Annotated in this window: 18 protein-coding genes; 8 read left to right on the forward strand and 10 right to left on the reverse strand. The window is 72.0% G+C overall.

The window, feature by feature from the left end:
• The first annotated feature begins 62 nt into the window (after positions 1–62).
• Genes IEZ08_RS09610 through IEZ08_RS09620 form a run of 3 tightly spaced genes read left to right on the forward strand, consistent with a single transcriptional unit; the run spans position 63 to position 3,823 of the window.
• Positions 63–1,397, forward strand: a complete 1,335-nt coding sequence (locus IEZ08_RS09610; protein WP_068921600.1) for an ABC transporter substrate-binding protein — start codon at positions 63–65, stop codon at positions 1,395–1,397.
• A 12-nt stretch (positions 1,398–1,409) separates the two neighbouring features.
• Entirely contained in the window at positions 1,410–2,951 is a 1,542-nt protein-coding gene (locus IEZ08_RS09615; RefSeq protein ID WP_229803012.1) for an ABC transporter permease, read from the forward strand.
• Positions 2,948–3,823 carry a carbohydrate ABC transporter permease gene (locus IEZ08_RS09620; protein WP_068921599.1) on the forward strand — a complete coding sequence of 292 codons (876 nt, stop codon included), beginning with the start codon at positions 2,948–2,950 and terminating at the stop codon, positions 3,821–3,823. Before IEZ08_RS09615 ends, IEZ08_RS09620 begins: the two co-directional genes overlap by 4 nt.
• Positions 3,824–4,026: 203 nt before the next feature.
• Here IEZ08_RS09620 and IEZ08_RS09625 read toward each other — a convergent pair whose 3' ends face one another.
• Positions 4,027–4,875 (reverse strand): hypothetical protein, encoded by an 849-nt coding sequence (locus tag IEZ08_RS09625; RefSeq protein WP_141703643.1) that lies wholly within the window; start codon positions 4,873–4,875, stop codon positions 4,027–4,029.
• A 263-nt stretch (positions 4,876–5,138) separates the two neighbouring features.
• Between IEZ08_RS09625 and IEZ08_RS09630 the strand changes: the two genes are divergently transcribed.
• Positions 5,139–5,816: a uracil-DNA glycosylase gene (locus IEZ08_RS09630; RefSeq protein WP_068921597.1), complete on the forward strand. Its 678-nt coding sequence runs from the start codon at positions 5,139–5,141 to the stop codon at positions 5,814–5,816.
• A gap of 39 nt (positions 5,817–5,855) precedes the next feature.
• On the forward strand, positions 5,856–6,206 hold the full coding sequence (locus IEZ08_RS09635) for a hypothetical protein (RefSeq protein ID WP_189242012.1): 351 nt from the start codon (positions 5,856–5,858) through the stop codon (positions 6,204–6,206).
• A gap of 139 nt (positions 6,207–6,345) precedes the next feature.
• Here IEZ08_RS09635 and IEZ08_RS09640 read toward each other — a convergent pair whose 3' ends face one another.
• Together IEZ08_RS09640 and IEZ08_RS09645 are read right to left on the reverse strand one after the other, a co-directional pair.
• The gene (locus tag IEZ08_RS09640) at positions 6,346–7,287 is read right to left on the reverse strand and encodes a hypothetical protein (RefSeq protein WP_189242013.1); all 942 of its coding nucleotides are present in this window, start codon (positions 7,285–7,287) and stop codon (positions 6,346–6,348) included.
• Positions 7,288–7,476: 189 nt separating this feature from the next.
• Positions 7,477–8,247 carry an SAM-dependent methyltransferase gene (locus IEZ08_RS09645; RefSeq protein WP_068928427.1) on the reverse strand — a complete coding sequence of 257 codons (771 nt, stop codon included), beginning with the start codon at positions 8,245–8,247 and terminating at the stop codon, positions 7,477–7,479.
• Positions 8,248–8,552: 305 nt separating this feature from the next.
• On the opposite strand from IEZ08_RS09645, the gene IEZ08_RS09650 reads away from it, so the two are divergent.
• The 3 genes from IEZ08_RS09650 (at position 8,553) to IEZ08_RS09660 (ending at position 11,354) form a co-directional block, all read left to right on the forward strand.
• On the forward strand, positions 8,553–9,572 hold the full coding sequence (locus IEZ08_RS09650) for a MerR family transcriptional regulator (RefSeq protein WP_068921594.1): 1,020 nt from the start codon (positions 8,553–8,555) through the stop codon (positions 9,570–9,572).
• Positions 9,573–9,835: 263 nt separating this feature from the next.
• The gene (locus tag IEZ08_RS09655; protein WP_068921593.1) at positions 9,836–10,363 is read left to right on the forward strand and encodes an RNA polymerase sigma factor; all 528 of its coding nucleotides are present in this window, start codon (positions 9,836–9,838) and stop codon (positions 10,361–10,363) included.
• 16 nt (positions 10,364–10,379) lie between these two features.
• A complete protein-coding gene (locus tag IEZ08_RS09660; protein ID WP_189242014.1) occupies positions 10,380–11,354 on the forward strand; it encodes a YbgA family protein in 975 nt (324 codons plus the stop codon).
• Positions 11,355–11,428: 74 nt separating this feature from the next.
• Here IEZ08_RS09660 and IEZ08_RS09665 read toward each other — a convergent pair whose 3' ends face one another.
• The 7 genes from IEZ08_RS09665 to IEZ08_RS09695 all read right to left on the reverse strand — a co-directional run bounded on the left by IEZ08_RS09665 (position 11,429) and on the right by IEZ08_RS09695 (position 23,365).
• The gene (locus IEZ08_RS09665; RefSeq protein WP_229803013.1) at positions 11,429–13,561 is read right to left on the reverse strand and encodes an MMPL family transporter; all 2,133 of its coding nucleotides are present in this window, start codon (positions 13,559–13,561) and stop codon (positions 11,429–11,431) included.
• Between the two features lie 110 nt (positions 13,562–13,671).
• A complete protein-coding gene (gene treZ / locus IEZ08_RS09670; RefSeq protein WP_068921592.1) occupies positions 13,672–15,381 on the reverse strand; it encodes a malto-oligosyltrehalose trehalohydrolase in 1,710 nt (569 codons plus the stop codon).
• Between the two features lie 3 nt (positions 15,382–15,384).
• Positions 15,385–17,694: a malto-oligosyltrehalose synthase gene (gene treY, locus IEZ08_RS09675; protein ID WP_084779609.1), complete on the reverse strand. Its 2,310-nt coding sequence runs from the start codon at positions 17,692–17,694 to the stop codon at positions 15,385–15,387.
• A gap of 16 nt (positions 17,695–17,710) precedes the next feature.
• Complete coding sequence (glgX, locus tag IEZ08_RS09680; protein ID WP_189242015.1) at positions 17,711–19,816, reverse strand: glycogen debranching protein GlgX; 2,106 nt, start codon at positions 19,814–19,816, stop codon at positions 17,711–17,713.
• Between the two features lie 101 nt (positions 19,817–19,917).
• Positions 19,918–20,556, reverse strand: a complete 639-nt coding sequence (locus IEZ08_RS09685; protein WP_068921591.1) for a DUF2461 domain-containing protein — start codon at positions 20,554–20,556, stop codon at positions 19,918–19,920.
• 50 nt (positions 20,557–20,606) lie between these two features.
• Positions 20,607–21,779 (reverse strand): 3-deoxy-7-phosphoheptulonate synthase, encoded by a 1,173-nt coding sequence (locus tag IEZ08_RS09690; RefSeq protein WP_229803014.1) that lies wholly within the window; start codon positions 21,777–21,779, stop codon positions 20,607–20,609.
• Entirely contained in the window at positions 21,776–23,365 is a 1,590-nt protein-coding gene (locus tag IEZ08_RS09695) for a (2,3-dihydroxybenzoyl)adenylate synthase (RefSeq protein WP_189242016.1), read from the reverse strand. Before IEZ08_RS09695 ends, IEZ08_RS09690 begins: the two co-directional genes overlap by 4 nt.
• Positions 23,366–23,372: the final 7 nt, after the last annotated feature.

Below are 23,372 nucleotides of genomic sequence, written 5' to 3' on the forward strand. Positions count from 1 at the left end.
AGCCGCCGAACCCGCCGGTCCGACCCGCAGGGAGTTACGAAAGCACAGGAGGTCTGTTCGACATGCGCAAAACCATCACCCTGGCGACCGTAGCGGGTCTCGCCGTCGCGCTCGCCGCGTGCGGTGGCGGCGGCGGCGAGACCGCCGAGCCCACCTCTCCGGCGACGGGCGGCGCCACCTCCGCCCCCGCGGCGGGCAAGACCCTGGAGGGCCAGACCGTCGAGGTCGCCGCGAAGTGGACCGGGGCGGAGCAGGAGAACTTCCAGAAGGTGCTGGACGCCTTCACCGCCAAGACCGGCGCCAAGGTCACCTACTCCTCCACCGGTGAGGACACCGGCGCCTACCTCGGGCCGCGGATCCAGGGCGGCAGCCCGCCGGACGTCGCGATCCTGCCCCAGCCCGGCCTGGTCCAGCAGTACGCCGACGACGACGCGCTCAAGCCGCTCACCCCCGAGGTGATCAAGCAGCTCGACGAGAACTACACCCCGTACTGGAAGGAGCTGGGCTCGGCCGACGGCCAGGTCTACGGCGTGCTGGTGAAGGCCGCCCACAAGTCGCTCATCTGGTACCGCGACCAGGCCTTCACCGACGCCGGGGTGCAGCCGCCCACCACCTGGGACGAGCTCATCACGGCCGCCCAGACCGTCGCCGACTCCGGGACCGCGCCGTTCGCCCTCTGCGGGGCGTCCGGCTGGACCCTGACCGACCTGTTCGAGAACGTCTACCTGTCCACCGCCGGGCCGGAGAACTACACCAAGCTCTCCAAGCACGAGATCCCGTGGACCGACCCGAGCGTGACCACCGCGCTGGAGAAGATGGCGCAGATCTTCGGCAAGCAGGAGTTCATGCTCGGCGGCAGCTCCGGCGCCCTGCAGACCGACTTCCCCGGCTGCGTGACCCAGGTCTACGGCCAGGACAAGGCCGCCATGATCATCGAGGCCGACTTCGTGGGCACCACGGCCGAGGAGTCGGACGCCAAGCTGGGCGAGGAGGCCAAGTACTTCCCGTTCCCCAAGGCCGGCGACACCGCTCCGGTCGTGCTGGGCGGCGACGTCGCGGTGGCGATGAAGGACAGCCCGGGTGCGATGGCGCTGCTGGAGTTCCTCGCCTCCAAGGAGGGCGGCGAGATCTGGGCCAAGCTCCCCGGCTACCTGTCGCCCAACCGCAACGTCTCCCCGGACAACTACCCGAGTGACCTGACCAAGCAGCTCGCTCAGACGATCATCTCCGCGGGTGAGTCGGTCCGCTACGACATGTCCGACCTCGCGCCCAGCGCCTTCGGCGGCACCGACGGCAAGGGCGAGTGGAAGCTCCTTCAGGACTTCCTGCGCAATCCGTCCGACGTCAAGGGCATCCAGCGCCAGCTTGAGGCCGAGGCCAAGAAGGCCTGGAAGTAAGGGGAGACGGCCGTGACCGACAGGTTGGACGGCCCGCAGGACCCGCGTGGCGGCCACGCCCGCGGGTCCTCCCCCGGACCGCACGACGCATCCGGCGACGCCGACCCCACGCCCGGCGACGCTCCCCCCGCCGCCGGTGACGACGGGAAGGTGCATCCCGCACTGTCCGACGTCCGCTCCGAGGATCCGCTGGTCCCCGCCGCCGAGCCGGAGGTCGCGACCGCCGGGCCCGCCGCCCCGGAGGCCGTTCCGGCACCGGCCCGGCGCTCCCGGCTGGGACCGCGGCCGACGCTGGCGGCCCTGTTCCTGCTTCCGAGCCTGGTGCTGCTCGGCGCGATGGTGCTCTATCCGATCGGTTACTCCATCTACCGGAGTTTCTACGGAGCCAACGAACGGGACTTCGTCGGCCTGGACAACTACGCGACGATCTTCACCGACGCCTCGACCCTGACCACCATCAGGAACAACCTGATCTGGGTCGTGGTCGCCCCCCTGCTGGTCACCGTGATAGGCCTGATCTTCGCGGTGCTGACCGAGCGGATCCGCTGGGCGACCGCGTTCAAGCTGATCGTGTTCATGCCCATGGCGGTCTCACTGCTGGCCTCCGGTGTCATCTTCCGCCTGGTCTATGAGCAGGACCCGGACCGCGGCGTGGCCAACGCCGTGATCTCCTCGGTCTCGGGCGTGTTCGGCGGCGGTCAGGGGTATCCGGACGCCCGCCCCCGGGGCGGCGACCAGTCCCCGATCGCCGCCGAGGGCCGCGCGGTGGTGACCAAGCAGCCCGCCCAGCCGGGACAGCCCGTGCTCCTCCCGCTGGTCGGCGTCAAGCCCGCCGGCCTCGCCTCGGCCGCCCCGGCGAAGGCCGCCCAGCCGGCCCCGGGCGAGCTGACCGGGACCGTGTGGGTGGACTTCACCCAGGGCGGCGGCGGACAGCCCAACCAGGTGGACGGCACCGAGAAGGGCCTGGCGGGGATGACCGTCGAGGCGGTCCAGAACGGCGCGGTCAGGGCGGAGGCCACCACCGAGGCCGACGGGACCTTCCGGCTGACCGGCCTGGCCCCGGGCGACTACGTCGTACGGCTCCCGCAGTCGAACTTCGAGGCGTCCTTCAACGGCCTCAGCTGGCTCGGCCCGACGCTGATCACCCCGGCGATCATCGGTGCGTTCATCTGGGTGTGGGCCGGGTTCGCCATGGTGCTGATCGCGGCGGGGCTCTCGGCCATCCCGCGTGACGCGCTGGAGGCCGCCCGCATCGACGGCGCCACCGAGTGGCAGGTGTTCCGCCGGATCACCGTCCCGCTGCTCTCCCCGGTGCTGCTCGTCGTGCTCGTCACGATGATCATCAACACGTTGAAGGTCTTCGACCTGGTCTTCATCATCGCGCCGGGATCGGTGCAGCCGAACGCCAACGTCATCGCGCTGGAGATGTGGCGGGTCTCCTTCGGCGGCGGCGGGAACCAGGGGCTGGGCAGCGCGCTGGCTATCTTCCTGCTGATCCTCGTGCTGCCCTTCATGATCCTCAACATCCGGCGGTTCAGGAGGGACAACCAGTGACGGCCCCCACTCTCGGCGCACCGCCGCGCAGCACCCTCGGCCGGATCGTCGACCGGGTGGGCGGCGGCGTGGTCCAGGTGCTGCTCGTGCTGATCGGCATCTTCTGGCTGGTCCCCACCCTCGGCCTGTTCGTGGTCTCCATCCGCCAGGAGGCCGCCAACAACTCCAGCGGCTGGTGGACCGTGTTCACCAAGCCGGCCGAGCTGACCCTGTCCAGCTACAGCAGCCTGCTGTCCAGCGGCTTCACCTCGTCGTTCTGGAACACCGTGCTCATCGCGCTGCCCTCGACGATCCTGGTGATCGGCATCGCGGCCATGGCGGCCTACGCGTTCGCCTGGATGGAGTTCCCCGGCAGGGACGCGCTGTTCCTGGTGGTGGTCGCCCTGCTGGTGGTGCCGATCCAGATCGCGCTCATCCCGATCGCGAAGATGTACGGCGCCCTCGGCATCTTCGGCTCCATCCCCGGCGTGGTGCTCTTCCACGTCGCCTTCGGGCTCCCCTTCGCCATCTTCCTGCTCCGCAACTTCTTCGCGGGCATCCCCGCCTCGCTGCTGGAGGCGGCCCGGATGGACGGCGCGGGAGAGTGGAAGATCTTCTCGACCGTGGTGTTCCCGCTGGCCAAGCCGGCGGTCGCCTCGCTGGGGATCTTCCAGTTCCTCTGGGTCTGGAACGACCTGCTCGTCGCCCTGGTCTTCGCCAACACCGAGAACCAGCCGATGACCAAGGCTCTCCAGTCCCAGATGCGGCAGTTCGGAACCAACGTCGACATCCTCGCGCCGGGCGCGTTCCTGTCGCTGATCATTCCGCTGATCCTGTTCTTCGCCTTCCAGCGCTACTTCGTGCAGGGAATGTTGTCGGGATCGGTGAAATGAGGCGTGCCCGGCGGCGGAGAGCGCATGCTCCGCCGCCGGGCACTCGCGGGGGCAGCTCCGGTACGGACCGCCGGGGGCGGAGCCTCCAACGCGGCCGTACCGGAGCTCGGGCCCGTACCGGAGCTCGGACCCGTTGCGGGGACCACGTGCCGTCCCGGTGACCGGCGGCTCTTCCACCGGCGGCTCTTCCACCGGCGGTCCTTCTAGCGGCGGCCGACCACCCGCTGCCGCTCCTGCTCGAACCGGGCGTAGAAGGAATCGACCGACAGCCCGAACGCCCCGGCGAACGCCTCGCGCCACGGGCGTCCCCGCGCGACCTCGCGGCAGAACGCCAGCAGGGACGAGGGCCCTTGCGCCTGCTGGACCAGCGAGCGGGTCGCCAGGTGGAACAGGGCGTAGGCCGGATCCCCCGCACCGGCGCCCGTACGCTCGTAGGCCGACAGCGCTCCCAGCTGCGGGTCGTCCACCCCCCACCGGCGGATCTGGCTCAGAGCCTCCTCGTCCTTCCACCGGCCCTCGGCCACCATGGCCTGGTAGGCCAGGTGTACGGCCATGCCCTCGAACAACCACAGCCACTCGTGTTCGTCGGAGGATCTGCGGCAGCCGACCTGCCCCTGCAGGTTGTGCACATGCTCATGGGCGACGATGCTGCGCGCCGCGGCGGGGTCGCCGGCCATGACCTCACGCCAGGTGGGCGACATGGTGTTCACGCACAGGAAGTGCGACTCCGCCCAGGCGGTGGCCGGACCGGTGGCGCTCATCGGCCACCGGCAACCCCGCTCACGGGCGAGGCGGACCTCCACGCGCTCGTCCACTCCCCGGCCGAGGGCGGACCTGAAATAACGGTCGGCCGCGCGCAGGCCGTCCTTCACCGCCTCCACCTCGGCCGCGGAGACCCCCGGCTGGATCATGAGATCGGCCGGCGGCGCGGTCAGGGCCTCCCGACGCGCCTCGAACCGCGTCAGGCTCCACGCCACCCCGCCGCACAACACCAGCAGCGCCGCCGCGACCGCCGTCCACACCACGACCCGTCGCCGCCTCGAACTCCGCAATCGACCCTCCTCGCTCAGGCCCGTCCCCGCCTCCCGGCCGACGGCCGCACCGCCTCCCGGCCGACGGTCGCACCGCGGTCAGGGCAGCACGTACATGATCGAGGAGATCGGGGCCGACGGCGAGACCTGCCCGGCATCCGGACACCGAGACCGGGTGCTTCTCGGCGGGCGCACGGGATCGTGGTCCTCGGTGCACGCACGGGATCCTGCGGAGTGACGTGTACCTCCCCGTAATGTCGGTAGATCCCGATAGGGTGCCGAGCATGGCCGCACGACCGCTGAACGAACTCGTGGAACCCGGGTGGGCCGAAGCCCTCGAACCCGTCGCAGGAAAGATCGCCGAGATGGGCGACTTCCTCCGGAAGGAGGTCGCCGAGGGCAGGGGCTACCTCCCCGCCGGGGAGCACGTCCTCCGCGCCTTCAAACAGCCCTTCGACCAGGTCAAGGTGCTGATCGTCGGCCAGGACCCCTATCCGACGCCGGGGCACCCGATCGGCCTGAGCTTCTCCGTGGCCGCCGACGTGCGCCCCATCCCGGGCAGCCTGCGCAACATCTACAAGGAGCTCACCGAGGACCTCGGCCTGCCGATGCCGAGCAACGGCGACCTGACCCCGTGGGCCGAGCACGGTGTGCTGCTGCTCAACCGGGTTCTCACCGTCATGCCGGGCAAGCCCGCCTCGCACCGCGGCAAGGGCTGGGAGGAGGTCACCGAGCAGGCGATCAAGGCGCTCGTGGCCCGCGACAAGCCGATGGTGGCGATCCTGTGGGGCCGGGACGCCCGCTCGCTCGTGCCGATGCTCGGCGACACCCCCGCCATCGAGTCGGCGCACCCGAGCCCGCTCTCCGCCCGCAGCGGCTTCTTCGGCTCACGCCCGTTCAGCCGGGCCAACCAGTTGCTGGAGCAGCTGGGTGTGGCACCCGTCGACTGGAAACTGCCCTAAGCTGATCTCACGCCGCCGAGGGCACTAGGATATCTCACCATGAGTGATGATTCGGGCACCGAGCGCTACCTCCGGCTGACGGTCGAGCTGACGGTGGAGGTGCAGGACCTCGGCGCCCTGCAGGCCGCCGCCCTGAGCGAGATCGAGCACCCCGACGCCGATCTGGACGACGACGAGCGCCGGGAGCAGGCCGAGATGGTCTCCGCCGACGAGACCGGCGCGACCGCGCTGCAGTGGCTGATCGAGCCGGACCACGTCCTGTCGCTGATCGAGCACGTCGACCAGGTCGAGCCCCGCGAGGCCATCCTGAGCGTCGAGCCCTCCGACGGCCCCTCGGACGAGGATGACGACCACGACCACGACGGACATGGTCACGGTCACGGCCACTGATCCGGACAGGTGACGAGGGGCCGGACCGCGGAGCTCACCGAGCCCACGGTCCGGCCCCTCCCACCGCGGGAACGGCCCCTCCTGTCACCTTCGCGGCGTCCACCGGCAAGGCCCCCCGTCCCAGGGGTGACTCGGCGGTTCAGCCCGTCAGGACGTCCTGTCTGCGGGCGACGAGAGAGTCGCGCCGACCGGCCAGTTCGGTGCCGCGGGCGGCCAGGTTGCCCATCGTGTCGTTCACCCACCGGGCCATCTCGGCCACGGCCTCGCCGGTGCGGGTGACCCGCTGGTGCTTGAGGGCGTCGGTGATGATGTTGTCGAAGAACATGTCGGCGAACATGCGGGTGTCCACCTCGGGCAGGGCCGGGGCGACGTGCACGCCGATGTCGGCCAGTTCCCGGGCGAAGGCGTCCAGTGCCCGCTGGGCGTGCCAGGCCGCCTCGTCCGCGTCCCGCAGGTGGCCGTGCTCCATCATGTCCGCGATGAGGCCTCCGCCGATCACGTCCCAGGTGGACGCACCGCGCGCGCCGCCGAGGCAGCGCAGGACCCGGCCGATCGCCTCGGCCGCGACCGCCCCGGCGCGGTGGGCCTCCTCGTGCTCCCGCAGGTCCGCGACGGTGTCGGCGAGGGTCCGGCCGAGCTCGACGAGCTCACGGCCGCGCGGGTCGCCTGACTGCACCAGCAGGTGCTCCTTGCGCTTGAGCAGGGCGTCGAACTCCTCCCGCGCCCCGCCGACCTCGGCCAGCGCGCTCTCCACGGTCACCCGGTCGGCGCGCAGCCACTCCAGCCGGGTCCGCTGCCCGCGCAGCCGTTCCCGTACGGCCTGCGCCTCGGCCCGCTCCCGGGCCAGCCGTTCCTGCCTGGAGCCCGCCAGGCCCGACAGGAACGCCGCGAAACCGCCCTCCTCCAGGCGGGAGACGTCGCCCTCCTCCTTCGCCAGCCGCGCCTCGAGCTCGGCGACGAGCTGTTCCGTCTCCTCGATCTGCGCGGCCACGGCCCGACGCTGCCCGGTCAGTCGTTCCAGGCGGCGCGCTCTCTCACGGGCGGCGCGCAGGTCGTCATCGGTGCTGTCGAAGGGGGTCACACCTGTGCGACGTGTACGGCGATCAAATCGTTCCGCCTGCCCGCCCCACCCGCCCGCCTGCCCGTCCGCCCGCGCGGTCGGCGCCGGCGAGGGGCGCTGGCGAGGGCGGCGACGTGGCGGGACGCCCGGACGCCCGGACGGCCGCGGCGGGCGCGGCGGGCGAAGGCGCGCAGGAGCCCATCAGGGCTCTCAGGACTTGCGGCCGACCCCGGCCGCGCCGAGGACCGCCATGCGCTCCAGCGCGTTGGGCGCGATGAACCTCCTGTTGTCCAGGAGCTCGAAGTCACCGAAGAAACGCCGGATCTCCTCCGGCGTCCGGGGCACCACGCCCGAGCTGGCCCGGGAGTAGACGTTCTTCACCGCGTCGGTGTCCTTGGCCCGGCGCTCGGCCATCGACAGATGGGTGATCACCAGGAAGCTGCCGGGGGCCATCAGCTCCCGCACCTTGGCGACCTCGTCGTAGGGGTCGTCAAGGAAGTGCAGGATCGCGACCATGAGCACGGCGACCGGCTTGCCGGGGTCGAGCAGGCCGGTCCGCGTCGCCCCGGCCCAGATCTCCCCGGGATCGCGCAGGTCGCCCTCGACCATGGCGACCGTCGGGGTGCTGGCGAGCAGCGCCCTGCCGTGCACGCACACGACCGGGTCGTTGTCGACGTAGACCGTACGGGCCTCGGGGTCCACCTCGTGCGCGACCTCGTGCACGTTCTTCTGTGTGGGCAGACCGGCGCCGATGTCGAGGAACTGCCGGATTCCCGCCTCCTCGGCGAGGTGGCGGACCACGTTGCCGAGGAACTCCCGGTTGAGCCGGACACCCTCGCGCGACTCGGGGAACGCCCTGAGGATCTCCTCGGCGGCGGCGCGGTCGGCGGCGAAGTTGTCCTTCCCGCCGAGCATGTAGTCGTAGATCCGCGCGACGTTGGCCGTACTCACGTCGATGCCGTAGGGGTTCCGATCGTTCACACGCACCTGCCTCGACGCCGCGCCCACCAGGATCACTCTGGCGCAGATCGTAACTCACGGAACGCCTGCCTGAACGGGGTTCTAGAACAGTTCCGTCCCTCCGGCTCCGACGTCCCGGTCGCGGCCTCCCGCCCGCGTCGCCCCTCCGCGACCACCCGGCGAGCCGCTCGACGATGACGGTGTCCGTCACCAGGCTCTTCGTCGACCGGCTCGTCCGCGGTTGCATCCGCCGGGGAGCCGGTTGCGAAAGAATGTTCTGAGCGTGTGGGCGATCCCCCGCGGTTCAGGCGTGGAAGACGAGAGCGATGGACGAGCGACCGACCAGTGAAGACGAACCGGGCTACGGCATCGGCGCCGTCGCACGGCGGCTCGGCGTGCCCGCCCCGACGCTTCGCACCTGGAACCTGCGGTACGGCGTCGGCCCGAGCCGCCGCAGTCCCGGCGGGCACCGCCGCTACGACTCCGGTGATCTGAGGCGGCTGGAGGAGATGAACCGGTTGATCAAAACCGGTGTCCCCGCCGCCGACGCCGCGAGGCAGGTGCTGCGGACCCGGCCCGCCGGGGCGGAGGCGGGCGTCCCGGCCGCCTGGGAGGCGGCTGCCGTGGCCGCCCGGGAGGCGGCTGCCGCGGCGGTCGTCGAGGAGACCTCCAGGGAGGATCCCATCGGCGGCGATGACGCCGTACCCGATGGGCTTGCGGTGCCGCAGCCGCGGCACGAGATCCCGACGCCCGCGATGCTGGCCCGGTCCGCGATGGCGCTGGACGGCTCGTCCCTGTCCGGCTGGCTCACGGCCGCGCTGACCCGGCACGGGGTCGTGTGGACCTGGGAGCACCTGGTCCTCCCGGTGTTCGGGACGATCTGCGCGCGGCAGGCCGCGACCGGCGCCGCCGTCGAGGTCGAGCACGTCTTCTCCGACCGGTTGCTCGCCGCCCTGCTCCCGTTGGCCAGGACGCCCCGGGCACCGGTCAACGACCGGCCGGTGCTGCTGGCCTGCGCGGAGGACGAGCAGCACAGCCTGCCGATCTACGCGCTGGCCGCGGCGCTGGCCACCGAGCACGGAATCGAGACGCGCGTCCTGGGCGCCCGGACGCCCTCCTCCGCGCTGGCCGGAGCCATGCGCCGCCTCGCCCCGGCGGTGGTGTTCGTCTGGTCCCAGCAGTCGTCGACCGGTGATCCCGGAGCGCTCGGCGGGCTGCCGGTGTCACGCCCGGCGAGCCGCGTCATGGCGGGCGGCCCGGGATGGTGGGGCGAGTTGCCACCGTCGGTCCCGCACGTCACCTCGTTCCGTGAGGCCCTCACCCGGATCTCCGCCGCCCTGAGCTGAGGGTTCCCCTCCGGTCTCCGCCGCCCTGGGCCCAGGTCCTCCCTCCGGTCCCCGGCGCCCTGAACCGAGATCTCCCGGATCTCCGCCACCCGGGCCGGGAAACGGCCTTCACCCCTCCTGCCCCATCTGTCCCGTCTCTGCTTTTCCCCATCCTCGCGCCCAATTTTGTCCACTTTCCGTGTCCGCCCGGGCGCGCGCCTTGTGTTCATGGAGGAGGAGTCGGTATGAATAAGTTTTGAATAGGTTTTTATGAGGAGGTCGCCATGACCGCGGAAACCCTCAACGTGCGACTCGCCGCCGGCGACGACGCCGCGTTCGCGGAATGCCTCCGCACCCACTCCGCCCTCATCGGCGCCTACCTGCGCCGTCTCGTGCCCCCGTATGACGTGGAAGACGTGCGGCAGGTGGTTTTCGCCGAGGTCTGGCGCTCCCGGCACCGGTTCGATCCGACCCGGAGCCTGCCCGCGTGGCTGCTCGGCATCGCGCGCAACCGCGCGGTCGACCACCTGCGGGTGCGCACCCTGCCGACGGTGCCGCTGGAGGCGGTGGCCGACCCGCCCGGCGCGGACGGCCGGGCCACCGACGACGGCGTGGCCGACCGCGACCAGCTCCGCCGGGCGCTGGCCGAGCTGCCCGCACCCCAGCGCCAGGCCATCGAGCTGGCCTACTACGGCGAGCTGACGCAGCGGGAGATCGCCGAGTTCCTCGGCGTCCCGCTCGGCACCGTCAAGGCCCGCACCTCACGCGGCCTGCGCCGGTTGTCGAACGTCCTCGCCGCCACGTCGGCCTGAAGGAAGTGTGATCAACATGAACGGCCTTCCCACCGCCCCCACCGACGAGGTCAGGCCTCGCGTGGCGGTGTCGAGCTGCCTGATCGGTGAGCTGGTGCGCTTCAACGGCGGGCACAGCCGGGACCGGTTCCTCAGCGGGGAGCTGGACCCGTATGTCGACTGGGTACCGATCTGCCCGGAGATGGAGATCGGCCTCGGCGCCCCTCGGGAGAGCCTCCATCTCGAGCGCTCTCCCGAGGGTCCCCGTCTCGTCGCCACGAAGTCGCGGACGGACCACACCGCCCGGATGACGGCCCTCGCCGCCGAGCGGGCCCGCACCCTCGACGTGGACGGCTACGTCTTCAAGGCCAAGAGCCCCAGCTGCGGCATCCACGGCGTCCCGATCTACGCCGGGGAGATGGCGGCCGACCGCAGGAACCGGGGCCTGTTCGCGGCCCGGATCATGGACGCCCACCCGCTGCTGCCCGTGGAGGACGAGGGGCGGCTGCACGACCCGCTGCTGCGCGAGACCTTCGTCGAGCGGATCTTCGCTCATGCCCGGCTGCGCGCGTTCCTGGAGAGCGACTGGGGCCCGCGCGAGCTGATCGAGTTCCATACCCGCCACAAGATGCAGCTCCTCGCCCACGACCCCGTCGCCTACAACACGGCGGGCCGGGCCGTGGCCCTGGCCGGCGTGCTCACCCGCCGGGAGCTCGCGACCAGATACGGCCACGCCTTCCGGACGGCCTTCTCCCACAAGGCGAGCATCGGCCGCAACGTCAACGCGCTCCAGCACTGCGCGGGCATGATCGCCGACTCCCTGGATCCGGCCCGGCGGGCCGACCTGGACAAGGTCATCACCTCCTACCAGGAGGGACGGGTGGCCCTCAGCGTGCCGACGGCTCTGCTTCTGCACGACGCGTGGGGCGAGGGCAAGGAGTACGTCCGCGACCAGACGTACTTCGCCCCGTACCCGGAAGAGCTCCGCCTGCGCAACCACGTCCCGGCCTGAGCCGCGGACGCCCGCGCTGCCGTCCCGGGACGGGCCGCGGGCGCGGCCGGTCCGTTACGGACCGGCCGTTCCCCTCACCGCCACCGGCCGGCCGTGCTCTTCGCCGTCTCCGGTACGGCGCCGCCGGAACCGCCCTCCCGCACCCGGGTGAGCCGCCGGTCCGGCCACCACATCCACCGGCCCACGTCCAGCGTCAGCGCCGTCAGCAGGACCGAGCGGACCACGAAGGTGTCCAGCAGGACGCCGAACGCGACGACGAAACCCAGCTCGGCGAGGACCACCAGGGGCAGCACGCCCAGCACCGCGAAGGTCGCCGCGAGCACCACACCCGCCGAGGTGATCACTCCTCCGGTGGCGGAGAGCCCCACGAGGGCGGCCTCGCGGGTGCCGCGGAGTGCGGCCTCCTCCCGGACCCGGGTGATCAGGAAGATGTTGTAGTCGACGCCGACCGCCACCAGGAAGACGAAGGCCAGCAGCGGCACCCCGGTGTCCACGGCGGCGAAGCCGAACAGCTCCGTGAAGATCAGGCCGCTCACCCCGAGTGCCGCCGCGAAGGACAGCACGACGGTTGCCATCAGCAGCAGCGGCGCGACCAGCGCGCGCAGCAGGAGCACCAGGATGACCAGGACGACGCCCAGGATCAGGGGGACGACGACCCGCAGGTCGCGTTCGGAGGCGAGGGTTCCGTCCAGGTTGACCGCGGCGGTGCCGCCGACCGTCGCGCCGGGGATCTGCCGGAGCCGCTCGACCGTCTCGTAGGCGGCCGGGCTGTCCGGTGCGTCCTTCAACGCGCCGCGGAGCAGGACCCCGCCGTCCACGGTCACGGCGGCATCGCCCGGCCGCCCGCCCGTGCCGTCCGGCTGCCCGCCCGTGTTGTCCGGCCGCCCGTCCCCGCCCCGGTCGCCGATCCGCTCCACGCCCGGATCCGCGGCCACCGCCGCCGCGACCCGCTCGGCCTCGTCCGCCGGGGCGAGCACCACCAGCGATCCCTCCTGGCCGGTGCCGAAGTACCGGTCCACGACCTGCGCGCCGCGTACGGACTCGGGCACGGTTCGGTAGGCGTCGGCCTCGGCCAGCGGTCCGACGGTCACGGCCGTCAGCGTCAGCGCCAGTCCGCCCAGGACCGCGGCCGTCCCGATCCAGGTGGTCCGGGGACGGCGGGCGATCACACGGCCGATCCGGTCCCAGAGCCGGGAACCGGTCTCGGCCGCGCCGCCGTACACCGGGACCCTCGGCCAGAACACCCCGCGAGGGAAGATCACCAGTAGCGCGGGCAGCAGGGTGAGCATGGCGGCCAGCGCGCAGGCCACTCCCACCGCGCAGACCGGTCCGAGCCCGCGTGTGGCGTTCTGCTCGGCCACCAGCAGGCAGCAGAGCCCGGCCGCCACGGTCGCCGCGCTGGCCGTGATCGCCGGGGTGGCCCGGCGCAGCGCGGCGGCCATCGCCTCGTGCCGGTCCTCGTGCAGGGCGAGTTCCTCGCGGTAGCGGGCGACCAGCAGCAGCGCGTAGTCGGTGGCGATGCCGAAGACCAGCACCAGCAGGATGCCGCCGCTCTGCCCGTTCACGGTCAGGCCGGCGTACTCGGCCAGCAGGTAGTTGCCCGCCCGCGAGCAGGCCAGCGCCACACCCGCCGCGAGGAACGGGATCAGCCACAGCAGCGGGCTGCGGTAGGTGAGCAGCAGCACCAGGATCACCACGGCGGAGGTCGCCGCCAGGAGCGTCGCGTCGATCGACCCGAAGACCTCGATGGTGTCGGCGCTCTGCCCGGCCGGGCCGGTCACGTACGCGCGGTCGCCGGTGATCTCCCGGATCCGGTCGACCGCCGCGGTCAGCACCTCGTAGTCGCTCCCGTCGAGCGGCACGACCACCTGCACGGCCTCCCCGCCGGGAGCCGGGGCCGGGGACGACACCCGCCCGGCGACCCCCTCCACCGCCGCGAACCGCTCGGCGTCCGTCGCGGCCTCGGCGACCGGCCGCCCCTCGTAGACCACGATCGCCGGGACCTGGTTCCCGGCCGCGGAGCGGCGCTGGGCCTCCTGCACCACCGTGGACTCGGCCCCGGAGGGGAGGAACGACGCCGGGTCGTTGCTCTGGACCTCCTCCAGCCTGCCGCCGAGCATCCCCGCCCCGGCCGCCAGCAGCAGCCAGACCACCAGGACCACCCACTTGCCCCTGCGCCCGCACACCGCCGCGCTCACGCTCCGCACCGCGCCCGCCCCTCGGAATATCCGCTACAGCCGGAATGTTCGCCATCGCTCACACGGGTCTCTTCGCCGGCGCGGTCCCCGGCGGTTGCACTCTCCGGGTGGGCGACCGGTCAGACGCGCAGGATCGCCAGGGAGCGGGGCGGGAGGACGAGATCGGGTCCCAGGTGGACGCCGGGGTCGGAGGCCAGCACGATCTCGGCGGGCTCGGTCTGGAGCGTGAGCGGGGCCCGGCCGAGGTTGGCCGTCACCCGGAAGGCCCCCCGGTGGACGACCAGCCAGGCGTCGCCGTACTCCACGTGGACCCGGTCGAGCCGGGAGTCCGACAGGTCCGGGTGCGCGCGGCGCAGCGCGATCAGCGCCCGGTACCAGTCGAGGTGAGCGCGGTGGGCGGGGTCGTCGAGCTCGCTCCAGTCGAGCTTGGAACGGAGGAACGTCATCTCCTCCCCCGGGTCGGGCGCCTTCTCCGCCCAGTCGTCGTAGCCGTGGCCCACGAACTCCCGCCGCCTGCGGTCGGCCTCGCCCTCCCGCAGCGCCGGCTCGACGTGGTCGGTGAAGAACAGGAACGGCGTGCGCGCGCCCCACTCCTCCCCCATGAACAGCATGGGCGTGAACGGCGAGGTCAGCAGGAGCCCGGCGGCCAGGCGGAGCGCCTCGGGGTCCACCCGGTCGCCCTCGGCCCGGTTGCCGATCTGGTCGTGGTTCTGCACGCAGACGACGAACCGGTGGCCGGGGACGTGCCGGGCCGGGCGGCCGTGGCCGCGCCCGCGGAAGGCGGAGTAGGTCCCGTCGTGGTAGTAGGCCGAGGTCAGCACCTTGGCCAGGGACGCCGGCGACGTCACGGCGAAGTCCTCGTAGTAGCCGTGCCGCTCGCCGGTCACCGCCGCGTGCAGGGCGTGGTGGACGTCGTCGTCCCAGGCCGCGGCCAGGCCGTACCCGCCGGCCTCGCGCGGGGTCATCAGCCGGGGGTCGTTGAGGTCGGACTCGGCGATGAGCGTCAGCGGGCGGCCGAGCGCGGCCGACAGCGCGTCCACCTCGACGGCCAGCTCCTCCAGGAAGTGGGTGGCGCGCGTGTCGTGCAGCGCGTGCACGGCGTCCAGGCGCAGCCCGTCGATGTGGTAGTCGCGCAGCCACTGCAGCGCGTTGCCGATGAAGTAGCGGCGCACCTCGTCGGAGCCGGGACCGTCCAGGTTGACCGCCTGCCCCCAGAAGGACGAGGCGGAGGAGTGGAAGTAGGGGCCGAAGGGGGCCAGGAAGTTGCCCGACGGTCCGAGGTGGTTGTAGACGACGTCGAGGATCACCCCGAGCCCCTGGCGGTGGCAGGCGTCCACGAAGCGCTTGAGCCCGTCGGGGCCGCCGTAGTTGTCGGTGACCGCCCACAGGTCGACCCCGTCGTAGCCCCAGTTCCGCTTGCCCGGGACCGGCGGCACCGGCATGACCTCCACGAAGCCGACCCCCAGCTCGACCAGGTGGTCCAGCTTCTCGATCGCGGCCTCGAAGGTCCCGGCCGGGGTGAAGGTGCCGATGTGCAGCTCGTAGACGACCGAGCCGGGCAGGCTCCGGCCGGTCCACAGGTCGTCGCTCCACACGAACCGGTCGTGATCGTAGACCCGGCTCGGCCCGAAGATCCCCTCAGGCTGCCAGCGGGTCCGCGGGTCGGGCAGCGGGTCGCCGCCGTCCAGCCGGAAGCGGTAGTCCGTACCGTGACCGGCTCCCGGGACCTCGGCCGTCCACCAGCCGCCCCGGCCGGGCCGCATGGGGTGCCGGGCCCCGCCGATCTCCACCTCGACCGACTCCGCCTCCGGTGCCCAGACCTCGAACATCGGTTATCCCCTCTCCCTCTCCAGAAGCGCGACCGGGTGGTGTGACAGCAGGTGGGCCAGGGGGACGCGCCCGGTGTGCTCGGCGCCGGACAGCAGGTCCCGCCAGCGCCCGTGCGGAAGTGTCAGCGTGCGGTTCCCCCAGCCTCCGCGCCGCTCCAGCCCCACCGGGAGCCGGGTCGCCACCGTCACCGCCTGCTCCCCGCGGGCGAAGGCGATCGCGTGCTCGTCGGCCTCCAGCGGGATGTACGGCGCCGCGGGGTCGAGCCGCCGCCGCAGGTTCAGCGCCTGGCCCGTGACGAGCAGCTTGGCCTCGTCCCAGGAGGATCCCCGCCCGCTCCCCGGGGATCCTCCCCCGTCCGGTCGCGACCCGGCGAGCGTCCGCCGGCGCAGCTCGAAGTCGACCGGGCGGCGGTTGTCCGGGTCCACCAGGGAGAAGTCGGTGATCTCGTTGCCCCAGTAGACGTCGGGGACGCCGGGCAGCATGAGCTGGACGAGTTTCTGGCTCAGCGAGTTGGACCGCGCGTAGGGCTCGATCGAGGCGGCGAACTCCGCGATCGAGGGGCCGCACTCGCCGATCGCCCGGTTCGTGAAGGCCCGCAGCCCTTCCTCGTAGGCCGGGTCGGGGTTGACCCAGGAGATCGAGGTCTTGGCCTCGCGGGCCGCCTTGAACAGGTAGTCGAAGAAGCGGTCCGGCTCGATCGGCCAGGCGGCCATCAGGTTCTGCCAGGCGAGATAGTCCAGGAGCGGGTCGAAGGAGACCTTGGCCGACCACTCCCCGACCGCCTCCGCCCACCGTCCGGGCAGTTCCGACAGCGCGGCCAGCCGGGCCCGCACGTCCTCCGAGCGCTTGGTGTCGTGGGTGGAGAGCGTGGTCATCGTGCCCGGGGACATCTCCCGGCAGAACGCGTGGAACTCCTCCACCGTCCCGCCGAACCGGTCGGGCTCCCCGCCCACCTCGTTCAGGCACGACAGCGGGTACCACCGGTAGAGCGCGGTGTCCTCCACGCCCTTGGCCATCACCGGGCCGCAGAGCTGCTGGAAGCGGATCACGGCCTCGGCCGGGCCGTACAGGACCTTCTCCACCGCCTCCTCGACCGGCGCGCCCTCCGGCAGCCGCCTCGCGGCAATCCGGCCCGCCTCCTCCACGATCGCGGCCGAGGCGGCGGGCACGGGCTCCCCCGGCACCGCGTACGCCCGGTAGACGGGCATCGCGGCCAGCAACTCGGCGAGCACGTCGCGCCCGGCCCCGGTGATCACGGACAGCCGGTTGAGCTCGGCGCCGAAGAACAGGTCGAGGACCTGTTTCTTGGACGTGTAGACCACCTCGGCGTAGTCGCGCGGCATGCCGGTCTGCCGGACGAACAGATCGGTCAGCGGACCGGCTCCGGCCGGGTCCACGAACAGCCCGGTGATCCGGTTGAGCACGTCGTAGCCGGTGGTGCCGTCACAGTCCCAGTCGGCCGGGAGCCGTTCCTCGCCGACCAGGATCTTCTCCGCCACCGTCCACACCCCGCCGGAGGCGGCGCGCAACCGGGCCAGGTAACCGCGCGGGTCGGCCAGCCCGTCGGGGTGGTCCACCCGCAGCCCGCCGACGAGTCCCTCCCCGACCAGCGAGAGGATCACCCTGTGGGTGGCGCCGAAGACCTCCGGGTCCTCCACCCGGAGCCCGATCAGCGACGACACGTCGAAGAAGCGCCGGTAGCCCGGCCCCTTCCGCCAGTCGACCAGCCGGTAGTGCGTGTCCGGGCGGGGGAAGACGTGGTCGTGGTAGCGCAGCACGTCGCCGTCCGCGACGGGCTCGGTGTCGTCGCCGATCACCGGCATGTTCACCTTCCCGTCCGACCAGTCGATGTCGAACCACGAGGCGTACGGCGACGCGGGCCCCTCGGCGAGCACCGACCACAGCTGGGCGTTGCCCGACTCCGGCACCGGGACCGTCATGTGGTTGGGGACGATGTCCACCACGATCCCCAGCCCGTGGGCCGAGAACGCGCCCGCCATCTCCCGGAACCCTTCGATCCCGCCGAACTCCGCGCGGATCCGGGAATGGTCGGTGACGTCGTAGCCGTGCCTCGACTCCGGTACGGCCTGCAGGATCGGCGAGAGGTAGACGTGACCGACCCCGAGGTCCCGCAGGTAGGGGGCGAGCGCGGCCGCCTCGGCGAACCCGAAGTCGGGGGTCAGCTGGAGGCGGTAGGTGGAGGCGGGCCGGCCCGCGGCGGCCGCGAGCCGGCCGGCCGTGAGGTCCGCACCGGGATCCGCCGCGTGGCCGGGCACGGCACCGGGCGCGGAGCCCGTCGTCGGGTCAGACATCGGGTCAGACATCGGGTCAGACACGGCGCATCACCCGCATCGACCGGCCCACCACCGGCACCCGCTCGCCCGCCCGGCAGAGCCGGGTGTCCACCGTGATCGGCATCGCCGTGTCGATCTCCGTCAGCCACATCTCGCCGTAGTCCTTCGGGATCGTGAATTTGATGACGTCGTGGTGCGCATTGATCATCAGGAGGAACGAGTCGTCGGTGATCCGCCGTCCTCTGCGGTCCGGCTCGGTGATGGCCTCGCCGTTCAGGAAGACGGCCAGCGACTTGGCGTAGCCGACGTTCCAGTCGGAGTCGGTCATCCGTTTGCCCTGCGGGGTGAGCCAGGCGATGTCGCTCAGCTCGTCCTCCGACCCGCGCACCGGCCTGCCGTAGAAGAAACGCCGGCGGCGGAAGACCGGGTGCTCGGCGCGGAGCTTGGCGAGCTTGCGGGTGAACTCCACCAGCAGCCAGTTCTCCCTGATGTCGGACCAGTCGACCCAGCTCAGCTCGTTGTCCTGGCAGTAGACGTTGTTGTTGCCCTTCTGGGTGCGGCCCAGCTCGTCGCCGTGGGAGAGCATGGGCACGCCCTGGGACAGGAAGAGCGTGGTGAGGAAGTTGCGCTTCTGCTGCTCGCGCAGCGACTCGATGGCGAGCGTCGCGGGTCCCTCGGCGCCGCAGTTCCACGACCGGTTGTCGTCGCTGCCGTCCCGGTTGCCCTCCCCGTTGGCCTCGTTGTGCTTGTGGTTGTAGGAGACCAGGTCGGTGAGGGTGAACCCGTCGTGGCAGGTGACGAAGTTGATCGAGGCGGCCGGCCGGCGGCTGTCGTCCTGGTAGAGGTCGCTGGAGCCGGTCAGCCGGGAGGCGAACTCCGGCAGCGCGGCGGGCTCGCCCCGCCACAGGTCGCGGATCGTGTCGCGGTAGCGGCCGTTCCACTCGGTCCACCGGGCCGGGAAGTTACCGACCTGGTAGCCGCCGGGCCCCACGTCCCACGGCTCGGCGATCAGCTTCACCCGCGAGAGCACCGGGTCCTGCTGGACCAGGTCGAAGAACGCGCTGAGCCGGTCCACCTCGTGCAGCTCGCGGGCGAGGGTGGCGGCCAGGTCGAAGCGGAAGCCGTCCACGTGCATCTCGGTCACCCAGTAGCGCAACGAGTCCATGATCATCTGGAGCACGTGGGGGGAGCGCATCAGCAGGCTGTTGCCGGTGCCGGTGGTGTCCATGTAGTAGCGCTTGTCGTTCTCGACGAGCCGGTAGTAGTCCTCGTTGTCGATGCCGCGCATGCTCAGCGTCGGGCCGAGGTGGTTGCCCTCGGCGGTGTGGTTGTAGACCACGTCGAGGATGACCTCGATGTTCGCCTCGTGCAGCGCCTTGACCATGGCCTTGAACTCCAGCACCTGCCCGCCGCGCTGCCCGCTGGAGGAGTAGGCGTTGTGCGGGGCGAAGAAGCCGATGGTGTTGTAGCCCCAGTAGTTCGTCAGTCCCCGCTCCACGAGGTGCTGGTCGTTGACGAACTGGTGCACCGGCATCAACTCGATCGCCGTCACCCCGAGCGCGACCAGATGGTCGATGATCTCCGGGTGCCCGATGGCGGCGTAGGTCCCCCTGATCCGCTCCGGGATCTTCGGGTGCTTGATCGTCAGACCCCTGACGTGCGCCTCGTAGATCACGGTGTCGTGGTACGGCGTGGCGGGCGGGCGATCGTGCCCCCAGCCGAAGAAGGGATTGATCACGATGGAGCGCGGGACGAACGGGGCCGAGTCGGCGTCGTTGCGGCTGTCCGGCCGCCCGAAGCGGTAGCCGTACACCGCCTCGTCCCATTTCACATCCCCCTCGATGGCCTTGGCGTAGGGGTCGATGAGGAGCTTGGTGGGATTGCAGCGCCGCCCGCGCGGCGGGTCGTAGGGGCCGTGCACGCGGTAGCCGTACCGCTGCCCCGGACCGACGCGCGGCAGGTAGCCGTGCCAGACGTACCCCTCGCACTCGGTCAGGGGCACTCGGGTCTCCACGTTGTCCTCGTCGAACAGGCACAGCTCGACCCGTTCCGCGGCTTCGGAAAAGAGCGCGAAGTTGGTCCCCGCGCCGTCGTAGGTGGCCCCCAGGGGATAAGGGTCACCCGGCCAGATTTCGATCATTTCACCGCCCTTCAGCGGTGTGGAGATATGCCCACTGCTCTGCGGGCCATGCCTCCTTCTCCCATCCCGGCGGCGGCCGTGTCCTCCCGGCCGCCGCGGGCTCAGGCGTGGGCGCCGAACCAGTCCACCAGGGGGCGGAGCTCGCGCCAGGCGTCGCGCACCTCCCGCAGCGCCTGCCTGCCGGTGGCCTTGGTCTTGGGGATGCGCTTCTCGGCGCCGAGCGAGGTGTAGCGCAGCAGTCCGACGCGCGGATGATCGGCCGGACAGCCGCGCGGCCGGGTCTTGATCCGCTCGCCGACCAGCGAGAAGCCCTTCTTCTCCAGCCGGTCCACGATCGCCTGGAGTTCCTGGCCCGCCTTGTCGTCGTCGACGGCGCTCCGGTAGCGGCCGAGCGCCTCGGAGGAGAAGGGATGGAAGCCCGCGCCCGCGAACAGGCCGTCGGCACCGAGCTGGAGGTAGTACCCCGCGGAGCCCTCGCCGCCCACGGTGGCGCCCTGTGTGGTCTTGTAGGGCGACTTGTCGGCGCTGAACCGGGTGTCGCGCTGCGGCCGGAACAGCTTGGCCGGGCCGAACTCCTCCTCCAGTTCCGCCAGCAGCGCCTGGAGCGGCCCGCGCACCGCGCTGTCGTAGTCAGCCTTGTGCGCGTGCCAGTATTCGCGCGTGTTGTCGCCCTCCAGTTCCCGGTAGAACTCGAAGGCCCTGCCCGGGATGCCGTCGAAGGCCACTTCCCCCTCCTTCATGCCTTCCTCCTCACGGTTGCCTGCCCGGTCGTCCTTCCCGCCTGACGGGTTCACACCAGGCCGGTGAAGCGCTCGACGACCTCCGCGGCCTGGGCGGCGTTCAGCCGGGGGTCGCACGCGGTGCGGTAGCGCGGCAGCGGGGGCGGGCGCCGGAACGGCCTGGGCGTGGTGATGCACTCGGTGACGTCCTCGGGTGTCATCTCCAGGTGCAGGCCGGCCGGGTGCCCGCGCTGGGCGCGCATGACGCGGACGAATGCCACGACCTCCTCCAGGATCGCCTCCATCGGCCGGGTCTTGGGCCCGGAGCCGAGGCGCGTCGTGTTGCCGTGCATCGGATCGCACAACCAGACCACCGTCCTGCCCCGCCTGGCGACCTCGCCCACGATCTCCGGCAGGAGGCTGCGTACGAGGGTGCTGCCGAGGCGCACGATGAAGACCAGCCGGCCGTCCCTGTTCTCGGGATTGAGCAGGCGGCTGAGCCGTACGGCCTCCGCGGGGGTGACACCGGGGCCGATCTTGACGCCGACGGTGTTGGCGACGGAGCGGGCGAAGGCCACGTGCGGGCCGCCGGGCTGCCGGGTGCGGTAGCCGATCCACACCGAGTGCGCCGAGGTGGCGTAGCCGCCGCGCAGCAGCGGGCGCTCGTAGTCGAGCAGCAGCGCCTCGTGGGAGACGTAGGCCCGCTCCGGCTCCGGCCTGCCGGCCCAGGAGTCCCGCACCACCCGCAGCACCCGCTGGGCGCATTCGTGAGCGCGCAGCAGCCGCGCGGGGTCCGGGTGCCGGGCGCGCGGGTCGTCGGCGGGGCTGTTGACCGCGTCGCCGCGGTAGGAGGGGACGACGACACCGGCGGCGGTGCGCTCGTGCGAGGCCGAGCGGGGCTTGCCGTACTGCCCGGCCAGGCGGCCCAGCGGGATCGCCATGCAGCCGGTGCCCGCCCGGATCACCTCGGCCAGGCCGTACAGCTGCGCGAGCTTGGCACGCACCTCGGCGGGTCCGGACTCGCAGAAGCGTTCGGCGCAGTCACCGCCCTGCAGCAGGAAACCGTCACCGCGGCCGACGCGGGCGACGGCCGCGCTCAGCCGGTCGCACTCGGCCGCGGTGACCAGCGGTGGCGCGGAGTGCAGGGTCCGGGTGACGTGATCGAGCAGCACCGGGTCGCCCCAGTCCGGTTGCTGCGCGGCCGTGCCGTTCACGGACTCCCGCTCCACAGCCGGGCCCCTCACGACGCCTCGTTCCGCAGCCGGGCCTTGTCGATCTTGCCGACCGGCGTGAGGGGGAGGCTGGGGACGGTGACCACGCGGTCGGGGATCTTGTAGTCGGCCGCGCCGCGCTCCCGCATGAAGGCCCCTATCTCCGCGAGCGTGGGCGGTTGGCCGTCGGCGACGATGTAGGCGCAGGTGCGCTCGCCGAGATAGGGGTCGGGGACGGGGACCACGGCGGCCGCCCGCACGCCCGGGTGGGCGAGCAGGTGCTCCTCGACCTCGTCGGCCGGCACCTTGTCGCCTCCGCGGTTGATCACGTCTTTGACCCGGCCGCAGATGACGAGGTGGCCGGTCTCCGTCCGGCGGGCCAGGTCACCGGTGCGGAAGAAGCCGTCGGAGGTGAAGGAGCGCGCGTTGTGCTCCTCGGCGCGGAAGTAGCCCCTGATCGTGTACGGCCCGCGGACCAGCAGCTCGCCGGAGTGCCCGGCGGGCACGTCGGCGCCCGACTCGTCGACGATGCGGATCTCGTCGTGCTCGGACAGCGGCCTGCCCTGGACCGTGGCCAGCAGCTCCGGCGGGTCGTCGGGAGGGCTCTGGCTGAGCAGTCCCTCGGCCATGCCGTAGGACTGCTGCACCCGGCCGAGCCGCTCGCCGACGGCGCGGGCCAGCTCGGGACTGACGGCGGCGCCGCCGAGCTGCACCAGCCGCAGGCTGGACAGGTCGTGCGGGCTCCAGCCCGCCGCCTCCGCCCACAGCAGCGCCAGCGACGGCACCAGACCGGTGACGGTGACGCGCTCGCTCTCGATGAGCGGGAAGGCGTCGTCGGGGCTGGGCGTGCGGGTGAGGACGACGCGGCCGCCCGCATACAGCGTGCCGAGCACGCCGGGGCAGCCCAGCGCGTAGTTGTGGGCGACGGGCAGCGCGGCCAGGTAGGCGTCGTCCGGGGTGAGGCGGGCGTTGGCGGCGCTGAGCCTGATGTTGCACAGGTAGTCGTCGTGGGTGCGCGGGATGAGCTTGGAGCGTCCGGTGGTGCCGCCGGACAGCAGGAACAGCGCCACGTCGCCCGGCTCCGGCGGCTCGAACCCGAGCTCCCCGGTCTCCGCGGACCCCGGCGGTCCTGCGTAGAGGGAGGCCAGCGACGTGAACTCCGCCGGCTCGCCGGCGACGATCACATGCTTCGGGCCGCTGATCCGGCGGGCCAGCTCACGGTGGTCGAAGCCCTGGTGCGCGTCGGGGACGATGTAGGCGACGGCCTCGGTGTGCGCGGCCAGATGGCCGATCTCGTCGTGGCGGTGCGGCGGGAGCGCCAGCACGGGCACGGCGCCGAGCGTGAAGAGCGCGAAGAGCGTGTCGATCAGCTCGGGGGTGTTGGGCAGCTGGACGATCACCCGGTCGCCGCGCCGTATCCCCAGGCCGTGCAGCCCCACGGCCAGGCGGGCGGCGCGGTCGGCCAGGTCACGGTAGGTGCGGCGGCCGCCGTCCCAGACGAGAGCGGTGCGCTCGCCGTGGGAGCGCACCAGGGTGTCGAGCGTCCGGCCGGTCCACAGGCCGAGCTCGCGGTAGCGCTGGGCGGTCTCGGCGGGCCAGGGTACGCATCCGGGGGTCATCACGTCC

This window comes from Planobispora rosea, assembly GCF_014648175.1.
Lineage (GTDB): Bacteria > Actinomycetota > Actinomycetes > Streptosporangiales > Streptosporangiaceae > Planobispora > Planobispora rosea.

Bases quoted from the DNA above. Each gene is read 5' to 3' on its own strand.
- IEZ08_RS09610 (WP_068921600.1), top strand. From the start codon at position 63: ATGCGCAAAACCATCACCCTGGCGACCGTAGCGGGTCTCGCCGTCGCG.
- IEZ08_RS09630 (WP_068921597.1), top strand. From the start codon at position 5,139: ATGGCCGCACGACCGCTGAACGAACTCGTGGAACCCGGGTGGGCCGAA.
- IEZ08_RS09635 (WP_189242012.1), top strand. From the start codon at position 5,856: ATGAGTGATGATTCGGGCACCGAGCGCTACCTCCGGCTGACGGTCGAG.
- IEZ08_RS09650 (WP_068921594.1), top strand. From the start codon at position 8,553: ATGGACGAGCGACCGACCAGTGAAGACGAACCGGGCTACGGCATCGGC.
- IEZ08_RS09655 (WP_068921593.1), top strand. From the start codon at position 9,836: ATGACCGCGGAAACCCTCAACGTGCGACTCGCCGCCGGCGACGACGCC.
- IEZ08_RS09660 (WP_189242014.1), top strand. From the start codon at position 10,380: ATGAACGGCCTTCCCACCGCCCCCACCGACGAGGTCAGGCCTCGCGTG.
- treZ (WP_068921592.1), bottom strand. From the start codon at position 15,381: ATGTTCGAGGTCTGGGCACCGGAGGCGGAGTCGGTCGAGGTGGAGATC.
- treY (WP_084779609.1), bottom strand. From the start codon at position 17,694: ATGTCTGACCCGACGACGGGCTCCGCGCCCGGTGCCGTGCCCGGCCAC.
- glgX (WP_189242015.1), bottom strand. From the start codon at position 19,816: ATGATCGAAATCTGGCCGGGTGACCCTTATCCCCTGGGGGCCACCTAC.
- IEZ08_RS09685 (WP_068921591.1), bottom strand. From the start codon at position 20,556: ATGAAGGAGGGGGAAGTGGCCTTCGACGGCATCCCGGGCAGGGCCTTC.
- IEZ08_RS09695 (WP_189242016.1), bottom strand. From the start codon at position 23,365: ATGACCCCCGGATGCGTACCCTGGCCCGCCGAGACCGCCCAGCGCTAC.